The sequence below is a fragment of the Variovorax sp. Root411 genome (genome assembly GCF_001425205.1).
Classification (GTDB): domain Bacteria; phylum Pseudomonadota; class Gammaproteobacteria; order Burkholderiales; family Burkholderiaceae_C; genus Variovorax.
Genome location: NZ_LMDW01000017.1, coordinates 84,785 through 101,403 on the forward strand (window position 1 = coordinate 84,785; position 16,619 = coordinate 101,403).

At 65.9% G+C, this 16,619-nt stretch carries 17 protein-coding genes; 8 read left to right on the plus strand and 9 right to left on the minus strand.

The annotated features are described in order from the left end of the window. Positions 1 to 12: 12 nt before the first annotated feature. The 4 genes from ASC92_RS20890 to ASC92_RS20905 all read right to left on the minus strand — a co-directional run bounded on the left by ASC92_RS20890 (position 13) and on the right by ASC92_RS20905 (position 3,958). Positions 13 to 1,407, minus strand: a complete 1,395-nt coding sequence (locus ASC92_RS20890) for a four-carbon acid sugar kinase family protein (protein WP_056519381.1) — start codon at positions 1,405 to 1,407, stop codon at positions 13 to 15. A gap of 4 nt (positions 1,408 to 1,411) precedes the next feature. After that, positions 1,412 to 2,110: an HpcH/HpaI aldolase family protein gene (locus ASC92_RS20895; RefSeq protein WP_056519382.1), complete on the minus strand. Its 699-nt coding sequence runs from the start codon at positions 2,108 to 2,110 to the stop codon at positions 1,412 to 1,414. A gap of 88 nt (positions 2,111 to 2,198) precedes the next feature. Next, complete coding sequence (locus tag ASC92_RS20900; protein WP_056519385.1) at positions 2,199 to 3,005, minus strand: hypothetical protein; 807 nt, start codon at positions 3,003 to 3,005, stop codon at positions 2,199 to 2,201. After that, positions 3,005 to 3,958: an NAD(P)-dependent oxidoreductase gene (locus ASC92_RS20905; RefSeq protein WP_056519388.1), complete on the minus strand. Its 954-nt coding sequence runs from the start codon at positions 3,956 to 3,958 to the stop codon at positions 3,005 to 3,007. The genes ASC92_RS20900 and ASC92_RS20905 overlap by 1 nt, the downstream gene beginning before the upstream one ends. A gap of 494 nt (positions 3,959 to 4,452) precedes the next feature. Here ASC92_RS20905 and ASC92_RS20910 point away from each other — a divergent pair, with 494 nt between their 5' ends. Then, positions 4,453 to 5,301: a Bug family tripartite tricarboxylate transporter substrate binding protein gene (locus ASC92_RS20910; protein WP_235505925.1), complete on the plus strand. Its 849-nt coding sequence runs from the start codon at positions 4,453 to 4,455 to the stop codon at positions 5,299 to 5,301. A 60-nt stretch (positions 5,302 to 5,361) separates the two neighbouring features. Here the strand turns inward: ASC92_RS20910 and ASC92_RS20915 are convergent, their stop codons facing one another. Next, positions 5,362 to 6,354 (minus strand): Bug family tripartite tricarboxylate transporter substrate binding protein, encoded by a 993-nt coding sequence (locus ASC92_RS20915; protein WP_056519391.1) that lies wholly within the window; start codon positions 6,352 to 6,354, stop codon positions 5,362 to 5,364. 201 nt (positions 6,355 to 6,555) lie between these two features. On the opposite strand from ASC92_RS20915, the gene ASC92_RS20920 reads away from it, so the two are divergent. Next, entirely contained in the window at positions 6,556 to 7,479 is a 924-nt protein-coding gene (locus tag ASC92_RS20920) for an SMP-30/gluconolactonase/LRE family protein (RefSeq protein ID WP_056519393.1), read from the plus strand. A 75-nt stretch (positions 7,480 to 7,554) separates the two neighbouring features. On the opposite strand, the gene ASC92_RS20925 is transcribed toward ASC92_RS20920, so the two are convergent. Further along, complete coding sequence (locus tag ASC92_RS20925) at positions 7,555 to 8,052, minus strand: MarR family winged helix-turn-helix transcriptional regulator (protein WP_056519396.1); 498 nt, start codon at positions 8,050 to 8,052, stop codon at positions 7,555 to 7,557. A gap of 48 nt (positions 8,053 to 8,100) precedes the next feature. Next, positions 8,101 to 8,691 carry a TetR/AcrR family transcriptional regulator gene (locus ASC92_RS20930; protein WP_056519399.1) on the minus strand — a complete coding sequence of 197 codons (591 nt, stop codon included), beginning with the start codon at positions 8,689 to 8,691 and terminating at the stop codon, positions 8,101 to 8,103. 209 nt (positions 8,692 to 8,900) lie between these two features. On the opposite strand from ASC92_RS20930, the gene ASC92_RS28675 reads away from it, so the two are divergent. From ASC92_RS28675 to ASC92_RS20945, 4 genes are read left to right on the plus strand one after another with little or no spacing between them, the layout of a single operon-like run. Continuing rightward, positions 8,901 to 9,047, plus strand: coding sequence for a hypothetical protein (locus tag ASC92_RS28675; protein ID WP_157609089.1), 147 nt, complete (start codon positions 8,901 to 8,903; stop codon positions 9,045 to 9,047). Between the two features lie 3 nt (positions 9,048 to 9,050). Beyond that, positions 9,051 to 10,235 carry an acetyl-CoA C-acyltransferase gene (locus ASC92_RS20935; RefSeq protein ID WP_056519402.1) on the plus strand — a complete coding sequence of 395 codons (1,185 nt, stop codon included), beginning with the start codon at positions 9,051 to 9,053 and terminating at the stop codon, positions 10,233 to 10,235. Positions 10,236 to 10,251: 16 nt separating this feature from the next. Then, complete coding sequence (locus ASC92_RS20940; protein WP_056519405.1) at positions 10,252 to 12,030, plus strand: acyl-CoA dehydrogenase C-terminal domain-containing protein; 1,779 nt, start codon at positions 10,252 to 10,254, stop codon at positions 12,028 to 12,030. 24 nt (positions 12,031 to 12,054) lie between these two features. Continuing rightward, positions 12,055 to 12,318, plus strand: coding sequence for an AMP-binding enzyme (locus ASC92_RS20945; RefSeq protein ID WP_056519408.1), 264 nt, complete (start codon positions 12,055 to 12,057; stop codon positions 12,316 to 12,318). Positions 12,319 to 12,368: 50 nt separating this feature from the next. On the opposite strand, the gene ASC92_RS20950 is transcribed toward ASC92_RS20945, so the two are convergent. Both ASC92_RS20950 and ASC92_RS20955 read right to left on the minus strand, forming a co-directional pair. Then, the gene (locus tag ASC92_RS20950; protein ID WP_056519411.1) at positions 12,369 to 13,355 is read right to left on the minus strand and encodes an NAD(P)H-dependent flavin oxidoreductase; all 987 of its coding nucleotides are present in this window, start codon (positions 13,353 to 13,355) and stop codon (positions 12,369 to 12,371) included. Between the two features lie 7 nt (positions 13,356 to 13,362). Continuing rightward, positions 13,363 to 14,103, minus strand: a complete 741-nt coding sequence (locus ASC92_RS20955) for an SDR family oxidoreductase (protein WP_056519413.1) — start codon at positions 14,101 to 14,103, stop codon at positions 13,363 to 13,365. A 159-nt stretch (positions 14,104 to 14,262) separates the two neighbouring features. Here ASC92_RS20955 and ASC92_RS20960 point away from each other — a divergent pair, with 159 nt between their 5' ends. Beyond that, complete coding sequence (locus tag ASC92_RS20960; protein WP_056519416.1) at positions 14,263 to 14,853, plus strand: 2-hydroxychromene-2-carboxylate isomerase; 591 nt, start codon at positions 14,263 to 14,265, stop codon at positions 14,851 to 14,853. Positions 14,854 to 14,883: 30 nt separating this feature from the next. Further along, the gene (locus ASC92_RS20965) at positions 14,884 to 16,560 is read left to right on the plus strand and encodes an AMP-binding protein (RefSeq protein ID WP_056519419.1); all 1,677 of its coding nucleotides are present in this window, start codon (positions 14,884 to 14,886) and stop codon (positions 16,558 to 16,560) included. Positions 16,561 to 16,619: the final 59 nt, after the last annotated feature.

A 16,619-nucleotide genomic window follows, 5' to 3' on the forward strand; every position in this document is an offset into this window, starting at 1 on the left:
GAGTCACAAAAACTACGGCCGCCAGGCGCTGGCTGATGCCGCCGTTACCAGCGCATCCGGCCCGCCCACCTGCCCGCCCTTGAGCATCACTTCGACCCCGTCGATGGCAGGATTGCGCGAGCGCAGCCGGCACAGCCGTCCGCCGCCGACGCCCTTGGCTGCGATCTCCAACGCGTAGGCGTCGAAGTTGCGCATGGCGTGGCTGGAGGTGTCGCCGCCAGCAAGCACCAGCCGCCGCAAGCCGTGCACCCGCAACGCCTCGCTCGCCAGGCGCGCAAAGAGAATGCCGATCGACTCCGACATGTCCTCGGCGCTCACCCCGAGCGCTTCGCGGCTGACAGTGGCTTGACCAATGGCCGCGTCGTCCGGTCCCTCGGCCGTGAATACAAGCACTTGGCCGTTGGTGCGCAGCGCGTCGTCGACCGCAGCCTGCATCGGCGCGAGCAGCGCGTCGATGCCATGTTCCAGCAGGCGCGGCACATCCACCCGCAGGCAGGTCCAGCCCGCGGCACGTGCCCGGCGCACCTGCTCGGCATTCTGGGCCGCGGCGCTGCCGGACAGCACGAGCATGCGGTCGACATCGCCGGGCACCTGTCGCGTCGCAGCCAGCCCCGACGCTTCGCCATCGCGGCGAGCGGCCATCCATCGCCCAGTCGATTCCGCGAGACCCTGCGCGGCGATGCTGTAGACCGGCTTGCCGGCTGTCTCGGCATGGGTGCAGAGAAAGGCGGCGATGCGGTCGAGGTCGCTGTCTTCCAGCGTATCGAACACCACGCCCGCGCACCCCGCCCGTGCAAGCCGGTCCCAGGCGGCGGCCAGCGACGAATCGCCGGCTCGCAACGCAAAAATGTCGATCAGCTCCAGCGGCGACGCGGTCTGTGCAGCCAGATGGCGGCGCAGATCGGCTTCGCGCATTGGAGTGGACGGATGACGCGCCATGGGGTGGCGGTCCAGCCGCACCACCTCGGCCCCGGCGCGTGCGAAGTGATTGCCGAACATCGTGTAGCGCCCAAAGCCCGGGCAGCCCACGACGATCGGTACCGGCCCGCATGCATAGATCTCGCGGCCGAATTCGAGCGCCAGGCCGATGCTGCCGACGTCAGGTGCGGAATCGAAGGTAGAGCACACTTTGTAGTGCACCTGCCGTGCACCCAGTTCGGCAAAGAGCTCGAGCGCCGGGCGCACTTCGCGCGCCTGCGCGTCCGGAGCCAATGCCCGCGCAATGCCAGCCACGCCGAGCACGTCGATGCAGCCCAGATGCGGCGCGAGGTCGTCGGGCCTGGGCGTGTCCAGGAACATCAGCGTGCGCAGGCCCGCATCGTGGAAACCTGCGAGGTGCGCAGTGGCGCCGGTGAAATCGTCGCCGTAGAAGCAAAGCGGCGCGTGGGACTGCGATGCGACAACCATCGCGTCAGGCCTTGTTGCCGTCGACGCCAGCCATCTGACGCCATTGGCGCGCACCCATCGCCGCGAAGTCGTTGAGGTGCGTGTACAGCATGGTCACCCCCTTGGTACGCCAGGCGGCGATGTCATGTTCCTTGACCATGATGCCGACACTGCGCTTGCGCGCGCGGATTCGCTGGATGGTTCGATCCAGCGCATCGAGCACGGCCGGATCCGCATAGTTGCCGGCGAAACCCATGCTCTTGGCCAGGTCGATCACGCCGATGAAGAAGCAATCGATCTCGGGGATGTCGAGGAAGGCGTCGAGGTCGGCCACGGCTGCGGCCGATTCGATCTGCACGATCACCGCTTTCTGGTCGAAGTCCTTGGGCACGCAGTAGCGCATGTCGTCGACTACGCGGCGTGCCTGCGCGCCGCTGTCCAGACGAGGCACCACCAGGCCGTCGATGCCGCGCATCATGTAGCGCTCGATGGTCCAGGGCTCGGGCGAAGGAATACGCACCGTGGCGCTCACGCCGCACAGCCGTGCCGCGCGGGCCATGTCTTCGACATTCTCGAAGCTGGGACTGCCTTGCTCGCAGTCGAGCATGAATGCATCGATGCCCAGTGTGCCCATGAAGTGCACGAGGCTGGATGACGGGTGGTCGGGATTGACGAGCGAGCAGGTCTCGAGATTGCGGAGCTTGGCTTTGAAGGCAGCGGTCATGGTGAGGACGTGAACGGTAAGGCGGATGAAGGGCGCGCACGGATGGCGTCGGAATCGAGGCCAGCGTGCGAACAGGAAAAGGAATGGCTCAGTCCAGCATTGCCCAACGCGTGAGCAGTTCGTTGGCGCGCTGGCCGGCCTGCGCTCCGAGTCGCAGTGCGGTCTCGTTGGCGGCCGAGACCACGCCGTCGTGGAAGATCGAACCGGCCTCGCCGATGCGTGCGGACGATGCGGCCACGGTGATGGCCGCGATGCCGCGCATGTCGAGTGCCGGCAGGCGCGTAAATCCCGCGCCTTCGGCACCGCCGCCTGCGTCGTTGAAGACGCCGGCGAAACCATCGACCTGCAGCGCCATGGCCGGATTGCCGCCGACCAGGGCGCCGTGCGAGCCCGTGACCACGATCTGGCCCACGTCCTGCGGGCGCACGAGCGCGGCCGAATCGAGCAGCATGATGCGGCGCTTGCCGTCAGGCACCACGACCTCGGTGCGCGACTCGCCGAGCGTGGGCGGCTGTGCGACAACACAGGGCGCGTCGCGAAGCAGTTCGGCCGCGTGTGCGCAGGCCATGCCGGGCAAGACGCCGGCCGCGCGCGCGATGGCATTGGCATGGCTGATGTGGCCGCGCGCCATCATGTCGGCCGCGTCGCCGATACGGCAGGACGCATGGGACACGGTCGCGGCGGCGATGCCCAGCGCCTCGAGGTAAGGAAGCGAGCCGATGCCCGCCTCGTCCTTCCCCACGCCCGCGTCGTTGAGGACCACGGCGCGCACACGCGCCTTCGCCGCCGCATAGCCCGGGTAGCGACCGCCATGCGAACCAGAGACAATCACCGCGCCTTCGGCCTGCGCGTTGAGTTTCGTGGTGGTGGGCTCGAGAAGGATAGGGACGGGCATCAGGAAACTTTCGCATGCGCGGCAGCAACGGCGGCGACGTCGACAGCGCCCATCCGTTCGTACACACGCAGCACGTTGGTGTCGCTCTGCCGCGCGAAGCCGGCGCCCGCGGCCATGGTAAAGACCTGGTGTGCGGCGGAAGCGAGCGGTACGGGGAACTGCAACGACCGGGCGGCGTCGAGGGCGATACCCAGGTCCTTGAGGAAGATGTTCACGGTCGATTGAGGCTCATGATCGCCGCCCGCCATGCGAGGCGCGCGCTTCTGGAACTGCACCGAATTGCCCGCGCTGGCGGTGATGACCTCGATCAACATCGCCGGATCGACATCGGCGCGTGCGCCCAGCGCGAGCGCCTCGGCCGTGAGCGCGATGTGGGAGGCCACGAGCAACTGGTTCACCAGCTTCACGGTGGAGCCTGCACCCACTGGGCCGACCGGGAACACGCGCGTCGCGCAGGCAGCGAAGACAGGCGCGAGCGTGTCGATCGCGCGAGCGCTGCCGCCGGCCATCACCGTGAGCGAGCCGCCCTGCGCGCCCGTGACGCCGCCGCTCACCGGGCCATCGACCAGATCCAGATCCAGATCCAGGCCCTGCGCTGCGAGCTCGTTGCCGATGGCGCGCGCGTCGTCGGGCGCCACGGTGCAGGCGAGCCACACCACTGCGCCCCTGCGCAGCGCCGATGCCGCGCCCTGCGCGCCGAAAAGCACCTCGCGCGCCTGCCGCGCGTCGTGCACCATCACGACCAATGCGGCTGCGTCAGCTGCGGCATCCGCCGGGCTTTCGGCCGCCATGCCGCCCGCAGCGACCAGGCGATCGCGCGCGGCGGGCGCGATGTCGAAGCCCCGCACACGGTGGCCGGCCTCTGCCAGTCTGGCCGCCATGGCCCCGCCCATGGCACCGAGGCCGACGCAGGCGATGAGGAGTGAAGTGGAAGGTTCGCCGGAAGTAGCCATCGGATGGATTTCGGAAGCAGAAAGGGTTGTCAGAGCGGTGTGAGCCTACGCGCCTCACGGCACGGCTGGCAAACGACCTTTGCGCCGGGATTTGTGAGTTTTATTCCGACGGTTCACCCCGACATGACCTGGCACCACAGCGACGCCGGACCACAAAGCCCGCACGCGGCGCGGTCCGCGAGGTGTGAGCCATTTTCAAGAGTGCCTGCCAAGAAGTCGTTTGTCCGGGCCCCGTGGCTGCTGCACGATCCAGACTGGAAACGTCGGCAGACAGTCGAAACGTCGGCAGACAGTCGGCAGGCGCATGCGCACATCTTCGCCTGCTGCGCCCTTTTTATAAGCATCGGAGACACACTTTGAGCCCTAAGCCTCTCTTCACCCTCGCCGCGATCGCGGTCGCCGCGGCCCTCCTGGCGCCGGCGGCAGCAAACGCCCAGTCCTCGACCTGGCCGGCACGCCCGGTTACCGTCGTGGTGCCATTTCCGCCCGGCGGCGTGACCGACATCACGGCGCGCGTAATCGCGCACCAGCTTGAGAAGAAATTTGGCGTGGCCTTCGTCATTGACAACCGTGGCGGCGCGGGGGGCAACATCGGCGCCGCCGCGGTGGCGCGCGCCCCAGCGGACGGGTACACGGTGCTCTACGCCACGCAGGGCGTGCTCACGGCCAACCCCTTTCTCTACAAGAAACCGGGCTTCGACGTGAAGGCGGATTTCGTACCAGTTGGCCTGACCTACGAAAACGCGCACGTCCTCACCGTCAATCCCGAAGTGCCGGCCAAGACGGCGCCCGAGTTGGTGGGGTTGGCCAAATCCAAACCCGGCAAGCTCAACTACGGGTCCTCTGGCGTGGGCGGCGGCAGCCATCTTTTCATGGCCTATTTTCAGTACGTGACAGGAACGGAAATGCTGCACGTGCCCTACAAGGGCGGTGGCGCGGCCATGACCGACTTGATGGCGGGCCGCGTCGATGCGATGCTCGATTCCATTCCGTCGGCCGCCGGCCAGATCAAGGCCGGCTCGCTGCGTGCCTTGGGAGTGTCGGGGAGCAAGCGCGATCCGCAATTGCCCGATGTGCCGACATTGGCCGAGGCCGGCATCAAGGGCTTCGAGGCCGTGTCCTGGGGCGCGATCATGGTGCCGGCCAAGACGCCTCCGGACATCTTGGTGAAGTTTTCGCAGGGCCTGAAGGAAGTCATGGCCAGCGCCGAGACGCAGAAGATGCTAGCCGATAAGGGCGCTACCGGCGTGCCGAGCACGGCGGCGCAGGCGCAGGCGAGGATCGATTCGGAAACCGCGCGCTGGTCGGCGGTGATCAAGTCGGCGAACATCACCGCGGATTGAACCGACGAGGTGGCCCCAAGGCCGCCTCCTCGGAACGTGGCGGGCATTGCCCGCTACATCTCATTGGGGCTGCAACCCGATCTTCTTCGCGACGCCACCCCACAGTTGCGTATCGCGCACGATCATCGCGGCGTAGTCGGCGCTTTCGATACCACCTGGCTGGGCGCCGAGTTCGTCAATGCGCCGACGCACGTCGGGCTCGGCGAGCGCGGCCTGGATGGCCTTGCGCAGCTTGGCGACGATTTCGGGCGAGGTGCCCTGCGGCGCCGACATACCGAACCAGCTGGTCACCTTGTAGTCGGGCATGCCACTTTGCGCGAAGGTGGGGACATCGGGCAAGAGCGGCAGTCGCTGCGTGCTCGAGATCGCAAGTGCCCGTACCTTGCCGCCGGCAATTTGTCCCACTGCCGTGGCGGGCACCTCCATCAGCATGTCGATCTGGCCGGAGACTAGTGCGGCCATCGCGTCGCCACCGCCCTTGTAGGGCACGTGTGTCATGCTCACTTTGGCTTGGCTATTCATGAGTTCGGCAGCGAGGTGGATAGAGCTTCCGCTGCCCCCTGATCCAAAATTAAGTTTGCCTGGATTCGCGCGCGCATAGTCGAGCAGGTCCGCCAGGGTCTTGAAGCGCGAGTTGGCCGGTACCAGCGCCAACATGGGCGTGGTCATGAGCGTGGTGATAGGCACCAAGCCCTTGGCATGGTCCCAAGGCAGCTGCGTAAAAAGGCTCGGCAGCATGGCATACGTGGTGTCGTTGGCCAGCAGCGTGTAGCCATCGGGTTCCGAACGCACAACCATGTTGGTACCGATGGTGCCCGTGGCACCGGCGCGGTTGTCCACCACGAAGGATTGGCCGAGGATGCCGTTGAGCTTGTTGCTGACCAACCGTGCAGCCACGTCGGTTGCACCACCCGGCGAATAGGGCACCACCACGCGCACGGGACGCGTCGGATAGTCGGCGCTGTGTGCAGCCAGTGGCACGCACAGTGCCGCGGTGATGGCGGCGATGCGGGTGGCCGCGCGACGGCGGGAAAACGAGGAAGGCTGGCTCATGCGGTTGATCTCCTTTGTTTGTAAGGGCTCGACAAGCGATGCGGGCCACGTCCGGCACCGGCCCATGAGAAGGCCAGGCCGGGGTCATGGTCGAGCGCAAGGATGGCGGCGCACCGCGCAAAGAACAAAGGAGTTCTTTGCGCTCAGGTGTGCGGCCGGCTCACAGCGTATGAGCCGTGCAGGCCGCTATGCTCCCTTTGTATGTTCCTGCCCGACACACAGCCAATCATCCGCCAGGCCGACGTCTTCACGCGTCTCCCCGACCGCTTTCGCCGCGACCGGCCTAGCACCTGGTCCGAGGCCAACCGCCACGGCGTGCCGGCCCACTCCTTTCTGGAGGGACCGGTGTTCGACGCGCAGGGAATGCTCTATGTAACCGACATCCCGTGGGGCCGCATCTTTCGCGTCGACCCTCGCGGCGAGTGGGAGCTGGTCGTGGAATACGACGGTGAACCCAACGGCATGAAGTTCCAGGACGAGACCACCCTCGTCATCGCCGACTACAAGAACGGGCTGATGGCGCTGGATGTCCGAAGCCGCGAGGTGAGCCCCTTCCTCGAACGGCGCAACACCGAGCGCTTTCTCGGCGTGAACGATCTCGTTTTCGACAGCCGCGGCAACCTCTACTTCACAGACCAAGGGCAGACGGGCCTGCACGATCCAACGGGTCGCGTATTCCGCCTTGGCACCGATGGCCGGCTCGACCTGCTGCTGCGCAACGTGCCCAGCCCCAATGGTCTCGTGCTCTCCCCCGACGAGCAGGTGCTTTATGTCGCGGCCACGCGCGGCAACTGCGTGTGGCGCGCACCGCTCATGCGCGACGGCTCGGCGTCGAAGGTGGGGCTCTTCTTCACGTCGAACGGACCTTCGGGGCCGGACGGTTTGGCAATGAGCGAGCAAGGCGAGTTGCTTGTGGCAAATCCGGGCTTGGGACTGGTCTGGGTTCTGGACCGTCTGGCCCAGCCGATCGAAGTTCTTCGCAGTCCCGTCGGCAGCACACTCACGAACATTGCGTTCGGCGGCCCCGCGCGCCGCACGCTCTATTGCACCGAGTCGGACACGGGCAGCATCCTGCGGGTCGAGACGGGCGTGACCGGTGCAGTGCTGCATCCGGGACGACGCTAACGGACTTCGCGACCGCGCGCTGCCTGCAGATCGCGCGGCATCGGCATGGCTTTAGTCAGTCCGGCATGAATTAACCTAATCAGGCGGCATACCGGACCGGTTCGTGTCTGCTGAAATGCGCATCAAGCACTCCCCGATGAGCGCATGCAATGCGCTGACATTTCGGCTCCCGATCAATTGGTGCACTTTGGCTTGGGCCTCGCTCCAGTAAGGCGTGCCCTCGGCACACTTGCCGCGGCCCGCAGCGGTGATACGCACGCTCCGAGTGCGCCCGTCAGTACCCGGTCCAAGATCCACCCAACCTGTCGAGATGAGGGGCTTGAGAGTGCGTGTCAGCGTTGATGGAGAGAGCGACATCGTCTCGGCCAGATCGCAGGGGCGCACCGGCCCGTGTGCCAGGACTTCCATCAACAGCCGGTACTGCGTGATTCTGAGACCGACCTTGCTGAGTTCCGCGTCATAGTGCTGCCTGATCCGGCGGGCGAACTGATGCGCCTTGGTATCGGTACAGGCTGACCGCTGAAGGCCCGCGGCAGCGATCGCGTGCGTCTGCGGCGCAGAGAGCGTTTGCATTGGCGCACGTGCGGGAGTGGCGCGCCTGGACAACATCGGGTTCGGCTGTCAGGACGCCTTGGACGGCTTTGCGGGAGCCTCATCCAGCGCATGCGTCTGGTCGATGAAGCGGCGGCTGGAAGCCAGGATTTCCTTGCGGGTGCGCTCCGACTCGACCGCACGGGACAGAACCAGTGCGCCGACGCACTGGGCAATCAGCGCCCATGCCGCATCCGGGTCGCCGATGCGCGAACTCCAGCTCTTCTGCAGGCGCTTGAGGCCGTCCTCGACGGCCGCACGCACTTCGGGTCCGGCCCGGGCGATCTCGGGCCCGAGGGCCGGCAGGACGCAGCCGGTTTCGGGATGCAGCGCGTGGTACGAACTCAGGTAACTGCGCAACCGCTTGGCGACGTGGTCGGGCGGCGAATCGCGGTCCCCGGCCAGCATGTCGGTGCTGTTTGAGATCTCGTGCTCGAGGAGTTCGGCGAACAGCGCCTCCTTGGACGGGAAATGGCCATAGAACGCCCCCCCGCTCAAGCCGATGCTCGCCATCAGTTCATCGACGCCGGTTGTACCGAAGCCGCCCTTCTTCGCGATGGCACGGGCATTCGCGAGCAGTTTCTTGCGGGTTTCCTCTTTGTGGTTTGCCGGATAGCGCATGAATGAGCCTCTACAGATCGTGGAGTAACCATCATAACATGCCGATCGTTTGTTAAACGTTCGTAGCTCCATCACTTCATCGATCTTCCGGGCGAGGGTTTCTCCCTGCTGCAAACCCACTCCAGCGTGTTGACGCTGCAGTGATTGCAAATCTATAGTTCACCACCGTTTACCAAACGATCGTTATTCAAATCCAAGCGGATGATCCGATGACTCAATTGACCCAGCTGATCGTGCAAGGCATCTCCAGCGGTGCCATCTACGGACTCGTCGCGCTCGGCCTCGTTCTGCGCCTGAACCGCAGCGTCGTGGCCAGCCGCTACGCCAACTTTTTCACCGAACCCCTTGGAGTCTGATTCATGAGAGAAGCCGTCATTGTTTCCACCGCGCGCACCGGCATCGGCCGCGCGTTCCGCGGCGCATTGAACAACATCAAGTCGCCCACGCTGATGGGCCACGCGATCCAGCATGCCGTGCAGCGCGCGGGCATCAACCCCGGGGAAGTGGAGGACGTGGTCATCGGCAGCGCAATGGCCGCCGGCACCGCGGGCATGAACATCGGACGCCTCGCAGCGCTCGCGGCGGGACTGCCGCAGTCGGTGCCGGGACAGACGATGGACCGGCAATGCGCCTCGGGGCTGATGGCCATCGCGACGGCGGCCAAGCAGATCATCGTCGACGGCATGGACGTGACCGTGGGCGGGGGCCAGGAGAACATCTCCGCCGTGCAGAATCCGTTCGTCAAGTGGGTGGGCGAAGAGGCCGACCCGCTGCTCGTTGCGCGCGTGCAGCACGCCTACATCCCGATGCTGAACACGGCCGAGATCGTGGCGAAGAAGTACGGCATCTCACGCCAGGCGCAGGACGAATATTCCGCGGAGGCCCAACGCCGCACCGCGCTGGCGCAGGAGCGCCACCTGTTCGACGACGAGATCGTGCCGATCACCGCGCGCATGGCCGTGGCCGACAAGGAAACAGGCGCAGTCAGCTTGCGCGACGTGACCCTGGACCGCGACGAAGGCAACCGCCCCGATACGACGCTCGAAGGCCTCTCCAAGCTCAAGCCGGTCATCGAAGGCGGTGTCATCACGGCCGGCAACTCGAGCCAGCTGTCGGATGGCGCATCGGCCTGCGTGCTGGTGGAGCGCGCGGTGGCCGAGCGCCGCGGGCTCAAGCCGCTGGGCATCTACCGCGGCATCGCGGTCGCCGGCCTCGCGCCCGAGGAAATGGGCATCGGCCCCGTTCTGGCGGTGCCCAAGCTGCTGAAGACCCATGGGCTCAAGGTGAGCGACATCGGGCTGTGGGAACTGAACGAGGCCTTTGCCTGCCAGGTGCTGTACTCGCGCGACCGGCTGGGCATTGATCCGGAAAAGCTGAACGTCAACGGCGGCGGCATCACGATCGGCCACCCCTACGGCATGACCGGCTCGCGGCTGGTGGGGCATGCGCTGATCGAAGGCAAGCGGCGCGGCGCGCGCTTCGTCGTGGTGACGATGTGCGTCGGCGGCGGCATGGGCGCCGCGGGCCTGTTCGAAGTGGCTTGAGTCAAGGAACATCACCATGGCCTACCAGATCCCGCTGCGTGACATTCAATTCGTCTTGCACGAGCTGCTCCAGGTGCCGGCCATGCTGGAAGCCTGCGGCCAGCCGGAGCTGGATGGCGAGACCATCGACCAGGTGCTCACCGCGGCCGGCCAGTTCGCGTCCGAGGTGATCGCGCCACTCAACGCGCCGGGCGACGCGCACGGTTGCAGCATGCCCTCGCCCGGCGTGGTGCAGACGCCGCCGGGCTTCAAGAAGGCCTATGACGAGTTCACGAAGAACGGCTGGGCCGGACTGGCGTGCAGCCCCGAGTTCGGCGGCCAGGGCTTTCCTTCGGTCGTGGCCAACGCGGTCTACGAAGTCTTCGGCGGCGCGAACATGGCGTGGGCCTCCTACCCCGGTATGTCGCATGCCACCTATGTGAACGTGTCGGCCAACGGATCGGAGGAACAGAAGGCGCTCTACCTGCCGAAGATCGCCTCGGGCGAGTGGGCCGGCACCATGTGCCTCACCGAGCCCAATGCGGGCACCGACCTGGGCCTGATGCGCACCCGCGCCGTGGCGCAGCCCGACGGCAGCTACAGCGTCACCGGCAGCAAGATCTTCATCTCGGGCGGCGAGCAGGACCTGACCGGCAACATCATGCACCTGGTGCTCGCGCGCATCGCTGATGCGCCGCCCGGCGTGAAGGGCATCTCTCTTTTCATCGTGCCGAAATTCATTCCCGATGCGAACGGCGCGGCCGGCGCACGCAACGGAGTGGTCTGCGGCTCCATCGAGCACAAGCTGGGCATCCACGGAAACTCGACCTGCACTATCAACTTCGACGGCGCGGCCGGCTGGCTGCTGGGCGCGCCCAACAAGGGGCTGGCGGGCATGTTCGTGCAGATGAACCACATGCGCGTGCTCGTCGGCATGATCGCCATCGGCCTGATGGAAGCGGCCTACCAGAAGGCCCTGGCCTATGCGAAGGATCGCCTGCAGGGCCGCACCAGCGGCGCAAGAACGTCCGGCGAAACGGCCGACCCGATCATCGGACACGCCGACGTGCGCCGCATGCTGCTCACGCAGAAGGCGAACATCGAGGGCGCGCGCGCACTGGCGCTGTGGACCGCGCAGCTGAGCGATCTTCAGCGTCTTCATCCTGACCCCGCCAGGCGCAACGAGACCGCCGAACTGCTCGGCCTTCTGACCCCGCTCGTGAAGGCGCTGTCGAGCGATCTCGCGGTGGAAGGCACGCTGCTCGCCATGCAGGTGTTCGGCGGGCACGGCTACATCCGCGAGAACGGCGTCGAGCAGCACCTCAGGGACGTCCGCATCGTCGGGCTCTACGAGGGCACCAACGGCGTGCAGGCCATGGACCTGCTCGGGCGCAAGGTGCTCGCCGACCAGGGCCGGCAGATGGGCGTCTTCCTGGACATGGCCGGCGCATTCGCCGAGACCTGCGGCCCGCGCGAGGCGATGCGCGAATTTTCGGAGCCGCTCGCCGCACTGGCTGCCGACATCAGGCAGCTCACCGGCGAGCTCGTGGCCACGTCGGCGGACGACCCGCATGCGGCAGGCGCCGCGGCCGCGCCTTACCTGCGGCTGGTCGGGCACCTGGCCCTCGCTTGGACCTGGGCGCGGATGGCCGAGGTCGCATTGAGGAATGCGCAATCCACCGACCCGATCTATGCATCGAAGATTGCCACGGCCCGCTTCTACTTCCAGCGGCTGCTGCCGCAGACGGCCGCGCTGTGCGGCGAGATCCGGGCAGGGTCGTCGGCGTTGATGGAGCCGGCCGTCGAGCTGTTCTGATCGGGGCGGCATGTACCCGAGGAGGTGCTGCTGCAGGACCCCCGTGTCGCGGATGCCGCGGTTTTCGGCGTGCCGAACGACGAGTACGGCGAAGAGATCAAGGCGGTCATCCAGCCGGCGCATCCGGATTTCACAGGCCCGGCGGTCGCCGAGGCGCTGAAGGCACGCTGCCGCGAGCTGCTCGGTCCGCTCAAGGTGCCCAGGAGCATCGATTTCGAGTCCGACTTTCCCCGGCACGCGACTGGCAAGCTCCACAAGAAAGTGCTGCGCGATCGCTACCTGGCCTGAAGGGTTCGATTCGCCGGCCCGCTTCGCAGCGAGCCGGCGGATGTCCAAGGCTAGGCCAGCGCAGGCTCCATGAACCCGGCGAGCCGCTGCACGATCAGTTGCTCGGCCTCGTCCATGATGCGATCGATCAGCTCCTGCACCGTCGGAATGTCGTTGATCAGCCCAACCACCATGCCGCAGCTCCAGGCGCCCGCATCCATTTCGCCTTCCAGCATCACGCGCGGGTAGACGCCGGCCACCTGGTCGATGATGTCTTCGAACTTGAGGTCGGCGCCCTTTTCCTTCTCGATCCTGATCAGCTGCTCTACGGATGAATTGGTCAGCACGCGCTCGGTGTTGCGCAGCCCTCGCATCACGAGCCGCGTGTCGAGCTCGGTGGCGGCCACGATCGCGTCCTTCACGTTCTGGTGGATCGGCGCTTCCTGCGTCGCCACGAAGCGCGTGCCCATGTTCATGCCTTCGGCGCCCAACGCCAGCGCCGCCACCAGGCTGCGCGCGTCGGCCATGCCGCCGGACGCCACGAACGGAATCTTCAGCTCCTCGGCGGCGCGGGGCAGCAGGATCATGTTCGGCAGGTCGTCCTCGCCGGGGTGGCCGCCGCACTCGAAGCCGTCCACGCTCACGGCGTCGCAGCCGATCGCTTCGGCCTTGAGCGCGTGTCGCACGGAGGTGCACTTGTGGATGACCTTGATGCCGGCCTTCTTGAGCGCGGGCATGTAGGCCTCGGGACTGCGCCCCGCTGTCTCGACGATGCGAACGCCGCCTTCGGCGATGGCCGCGATGTACTCGGGGTATGGCGGCGAAGACAGGGTCGGCAGGAACGTGAGGTTCACGCCGAAGGGCTGGTCCGTCATCTCGCGGCAGCGGGCGATTTCCTTGGCCAGCAGCTCGGGCGTTTTCTGCGTCAGCCCGGTGATGAGTCCGAGCCCGCCGGCATTGGAGACGGCGGCGGCCAGTTCCGCGAAGCCGACATAGTGCATGCCGCCCTGGATGATCGGGTGGCGGATGCCGAAGAGTTCAGTAATGCGTGTCTTCATGTGTCTTTCACCAGGTTTCCATGTAGGGACGAAGGTCCATTTCGAAGGTCCATGCGTCTCGAGGCTGGGAGTGCAGGTACCAGTAGTTCTCCGCGATGTGCTCGGGGTTCAGGATGCCGTCCTGCTCCTTGAGCGCATAGCGTTCGGGAAAGTTGCTGCGGATGAACTCCGTGTCGATCGCGCCGTCGACCACGATGTGGGCCACGTGAATGCCGCGCGGACCGAGTTCGCGCGCCATGCTCTGGGCCAGTGCGCGCAGCGCGTGCTTGGCGCCCGCAAAAGCCGCGAAATTCGCGGAGCCCCGGATGCCGGCCGTCGCGCCAGTGAAGAGAATCGTGCCGCGCCCTCTCGCGACCATTTTTCGGGCGACCTCGCGCGCATTCAGGAACGCGCTGAAGGTGGCCATCTCCCAAATCTTCATGTACTTTCGCCCTGTCTCCTCCAGGATGCTGCTGGGCACGTTGGCGCCGATGTTGAACACCATCACCTCGATGGGCCCGTGCTCCTTCTCGATCTGGTCGATGAGGGCCACGACATCCTCCTCCTTGCGCGCATCGCTGCCGTAGCCGAACGCCTGGCCGCCGGCCGCGCGGATGCGCTCGACCACCGGTTCGAGCTTGTCGGCGGAGCGCCGCGTCAGGCACGCGGCGTAGCCCTCGCGGGCAAAGCGTGCACCAATGGCGCCGCCTGTGGCGTCACCGGCGCCGACGACGAGAGCCACACCGCGGTGGTTGGCTGGATTGTCCATGCGTTCTCCTTTAAAAAACGACCGTTAAGTCATCTAACGTTAATCAATGAACGTACGTTTGTCAATCAAGAAAGAAATCCAGTGAAACCCCGTTGACGAGGCTGCATTATTCACATAGCTTCCGTTCATCAAACGTTCGTTTACTTAAAGGAGCCATGAATGCGCAAGTCGGTTGATTTTTTCTTCGATGTCGGCAGCCCGTCTTCCTACCTCGCGTGGACGCAGCTGCCGGCGCTGTGCGCCAGCCACGGCGCCGACCTTGTGTACCGGCCGATGCTGCTCGGCGGCGTCTACCAGGCCACCGGCAACGCCTCGCCGGCCCAGATACCCGCCAAGGGACGCTATACGCAGATGGACTACGAGCGCCACGCGCGCCGCTATGGCGTTCCCTTCCAGGGCAATCCGCACTTTCCGGTCATCACGCTGTTCCTCATGCGCGCGGTCACCGGGATCCAGCTGCGCCGTCCGGAACAGCTGCAGCAGCTGCTGGGCTGCGTGTTCAAGGCGCTGTGGATCGACGCGCTGAACCTGAACGATGCGCAGCTCACGGCCCGCATCCTGGCCGAGGGCGGATTCGATTCCGCCGACATCGAGCGCCTGGCGCAGGACGCCGAGACCAAGGCCGCGCTGAAGGCCACGACGCAGGAAGCGATCGAGCGCGGCGTGTTCGGCGCGCCCACGCTCTTCGTCGGCGACCAGATGTTCTTCGGACAGGACCGCATGGACTTCGTTCGCGAAGCCCTGTCCTGAGCCGCCGCCAACCGCACGAAGGAAAAACACATGGAACACCGACCCTGGCATGCCTCCTACCCCGCAGGGCTTCCCCGCGAGATCGTCCTGGACGACAGTGAAACCCTCGTCACCTTGCTCGAACGCGCGTTCTCGAGGCACAGTTCCAGGACGGCCGTCACCTGCGCCGGAGAATCTCTGACCTTCGCGCAGGTCGAGCATGCGTCGGCGCTGCTCGCGCGGTCCCTGCAAGCGGCCGGGCTCGAGCGCGGTGACAGGGTCGCCCTTCTGCTGCACAACAACCTCGTTTACCCCGTGGCTTTGGCCGCCATCCTGCGCGCGGGCATGGTGGGAGTGACCATGAACCCGCTCTACACGGCACGCGAGCTGGCGTACCAACTGGCCGATTCGGGCGCGTCCGCACTGGTGGCTGCCGAGCCGTTCATGGGGGTGGTCGCCGAGGTCCTCGGCCAGACACAGCTTCGGTATGTCATGACCGTGCCGATGCGACAGGTGAAGCAAGCATTGTTCGCGACGGGCGGGGATGCAGGTGCGCCAGCTGCGAACGATGGGCCTCGCATCGTCGGTTTGCGCGACGCGACCGCCGCGCTACCGGACGCCGAATTCACCAGCGAGCACGTGCGCCCCTCCGACCTGGCTTTTCTGCAGTACACCGGCGGCACGACAGGTGTTTCCAAGGGTGCTTGCCTGACGCACCGTAGCGTGCTTGCCAGCTCGCTGCAGATGCGGTCATGGCTGGAATTGGCGCTTGACATCGACAACTTCGAGATCGTGACGCCGTTGCCGCTGTATCACATCTTTCCGCTCGGGGTGGCTTTGACGGCCCTTGCCAGCGGCGCTCACAACCGCCTGGTCGTCAATCCGCGCGACGCCCAGGCGCTTTGCACCGAACTCGAGCGGGCGCCCTTCGACATGCTGATCGGCGTCAACACGATGTTCAATGCCTTGGTGACGTTGCCCGAGCTGTCCGGCATCGACTTCTCCCGCTGCAACGTGGTCATCGGCGCCGGCGCCTCCATCCAGGCGGCCGTTGCAGCCAAGTGGGTTGCGGCCGGCGGCCCACCCATCACCGAGGCCTATGGGCTTACTGAAACGTCGCCCAGCGTTACCTTCAATGCGCCGGGGCGCAACGGCACCATCGGCGCGCCAGTGCCGTCGACCGACGTTCTCATCGTCGACGAGGCGGGCGAGCCGGTGCCGCTCGGCACGCCCGGCGAGTTGCTGATCAAGGGCCCACAGGTCTTCGCGGGTTACTGGAACCGCGCAGACGAGACGCGCAGGTCTTTCACGCAGGACGGCTGGTTCCGCACCGGGGACATCGTCACCATGGATGCACAAGGTTTGATGTACATCGTCGACCGGAAGAAGGACATGATCCTGGTCTCCGGCTTCAACGTCTACCCGAACGAAATCGAAGGCGTGGTCGCCATGCACCCGGACGTGCTCGAATGCGCATGCGTCGGGGTGCCCGACGAGCGTTCGGCGGAGGCCCCTCATCTCTTCGTCGTCCGCCGCGTACCTGGGCTGAGGGCGGAAGAGCTGGAAGCGCATTGCCGCAAGCTCCTTGCCGCATACAAGGTGCCTCGCTACATCACGTTCCTCGAGTCGCTGCCCAAATCAGCAGTGGGAAAAATTCTGCGCAAAGAATTGAGGCCAATTTCCAGCGGTGCCACGGATGCGGTACCCAAGGTTGAAGTCACCGGATGAGTAGCTGAAGAGCCTTGCCATATGAGCAAATCAGTCCGCGTCGGTGCGCGACTTCTCAA

Excerpts from the sequence above, each read along its gene's own strand:
- ASC92_RS20890 (WP_056519381.1), bottom strand. The coding sequence starts at position 1,407 with ATGGTTGTCGCATCGCAGTCCCACGCGCCGCTTTGCTTCTACGGCGAC.
- ASC92_RS20895 (WP_056519382.1), bottom strand. The coding sequence starts at position 2,110 with ATGACCGCTGCCTTCAAAGCCAAGCTCCGCAATCTCGAGACCTGCTCG.
- ASC92_RS20900 (WP_056519385.1), bottom strand. The coding sequence starts at position 3,005 with ATGCCCGTCCCTATCCTTCTCGAGCCCACCACCACGAAACTCAACGCG.
- ASC92_RS20905 (WP_056519388.1), bottom strand. The coding sequence starts at position 3,958 with ATGGCTACTTCCGGCGAACCTTCCACTTCACTCCTCATCGCCTGCGTC.
- ASC92_RS20915 (WP_056519391.1), bottom strand. The coding sequence starts at position 6,354 with ATGAGCCAGCCTTCCTCGTTTTCCCGCCGTCGCGCGGCCACCCGCATC.
- ASC92_RS20920 (WP_056519393.1), top strand. The coding sequence starts at position 6,556 with ATGTTCCTGCCCGACACACAGCCAATCATCCGCCAGGCCGACGTCTTC.
- ASC92_RS20925 (WP_056519396.1), bottom strand. The coding sequence starts at position 8,052 with ATGCAAACGCTCTCTGCGCCGCAGACGCACGCGATCGCTGCCGCGGGC.
- ASC92_RS20930 (WP_056519399.1), bottom strand. The coding sequence starts at position 8,691 with ATGCGCTATCCGGCAAACCACAAAGAGGAAACCCGCAAGAAACTGCTC.
- ASC92_RS28675 (WP_157609089.1), top strand. The coding sequence starts at position 8,901 with ATGACTCAATTGACCCAGCTGATCGTGCAAGGCATCTCCAGCGGTGCC.
- ASC92_RS20935 (WP_056519402.1), top strand. The coding sequence starts at position 9,051 with ATGAGAGAAGCCGTCATTGTTTCCACCGCGCGCACCGGCATCGGCCGC.
- ASC92_RS20940 (WP_056519405.1), top strand. The coding sequence starts at position 10,252 with ATGGCCTACCAGATCCCGCTGCGTGACATTCAATTCGTCTTGCACGAG.
- ASC92_RS20950 (WP_056519411.1), bottom strand. The coding sequence starts at position 13,355 with ATGAAGACACGCATTACTGAACTCTTCGGCATCCGCCACCCGATCATC.
- ASC92_RS20955 (WP_056519413.1), bottom strand. The coding sequence starts at position 14,103 with ATGGACAATCCAGCCAACCACCGCGGTGTGGCTCTCGTCGTCGGCGCC.
- ASC92_RS20960 (WP_056519416.1), top strand. The coding sequence starts at position 14,263 with ATGCGCAAGTCGGTTGATTTTTTCTTCGATGTCGGCAGCCCGTCTTCC.
- ASC92_RS20965 (WP_056519419.1), top strand. The coding sequence starts at position 14,884 with ATGGAACACCGACCCTGGCATGCCTCCTACCCCGCAGGGCTTCCCCGC.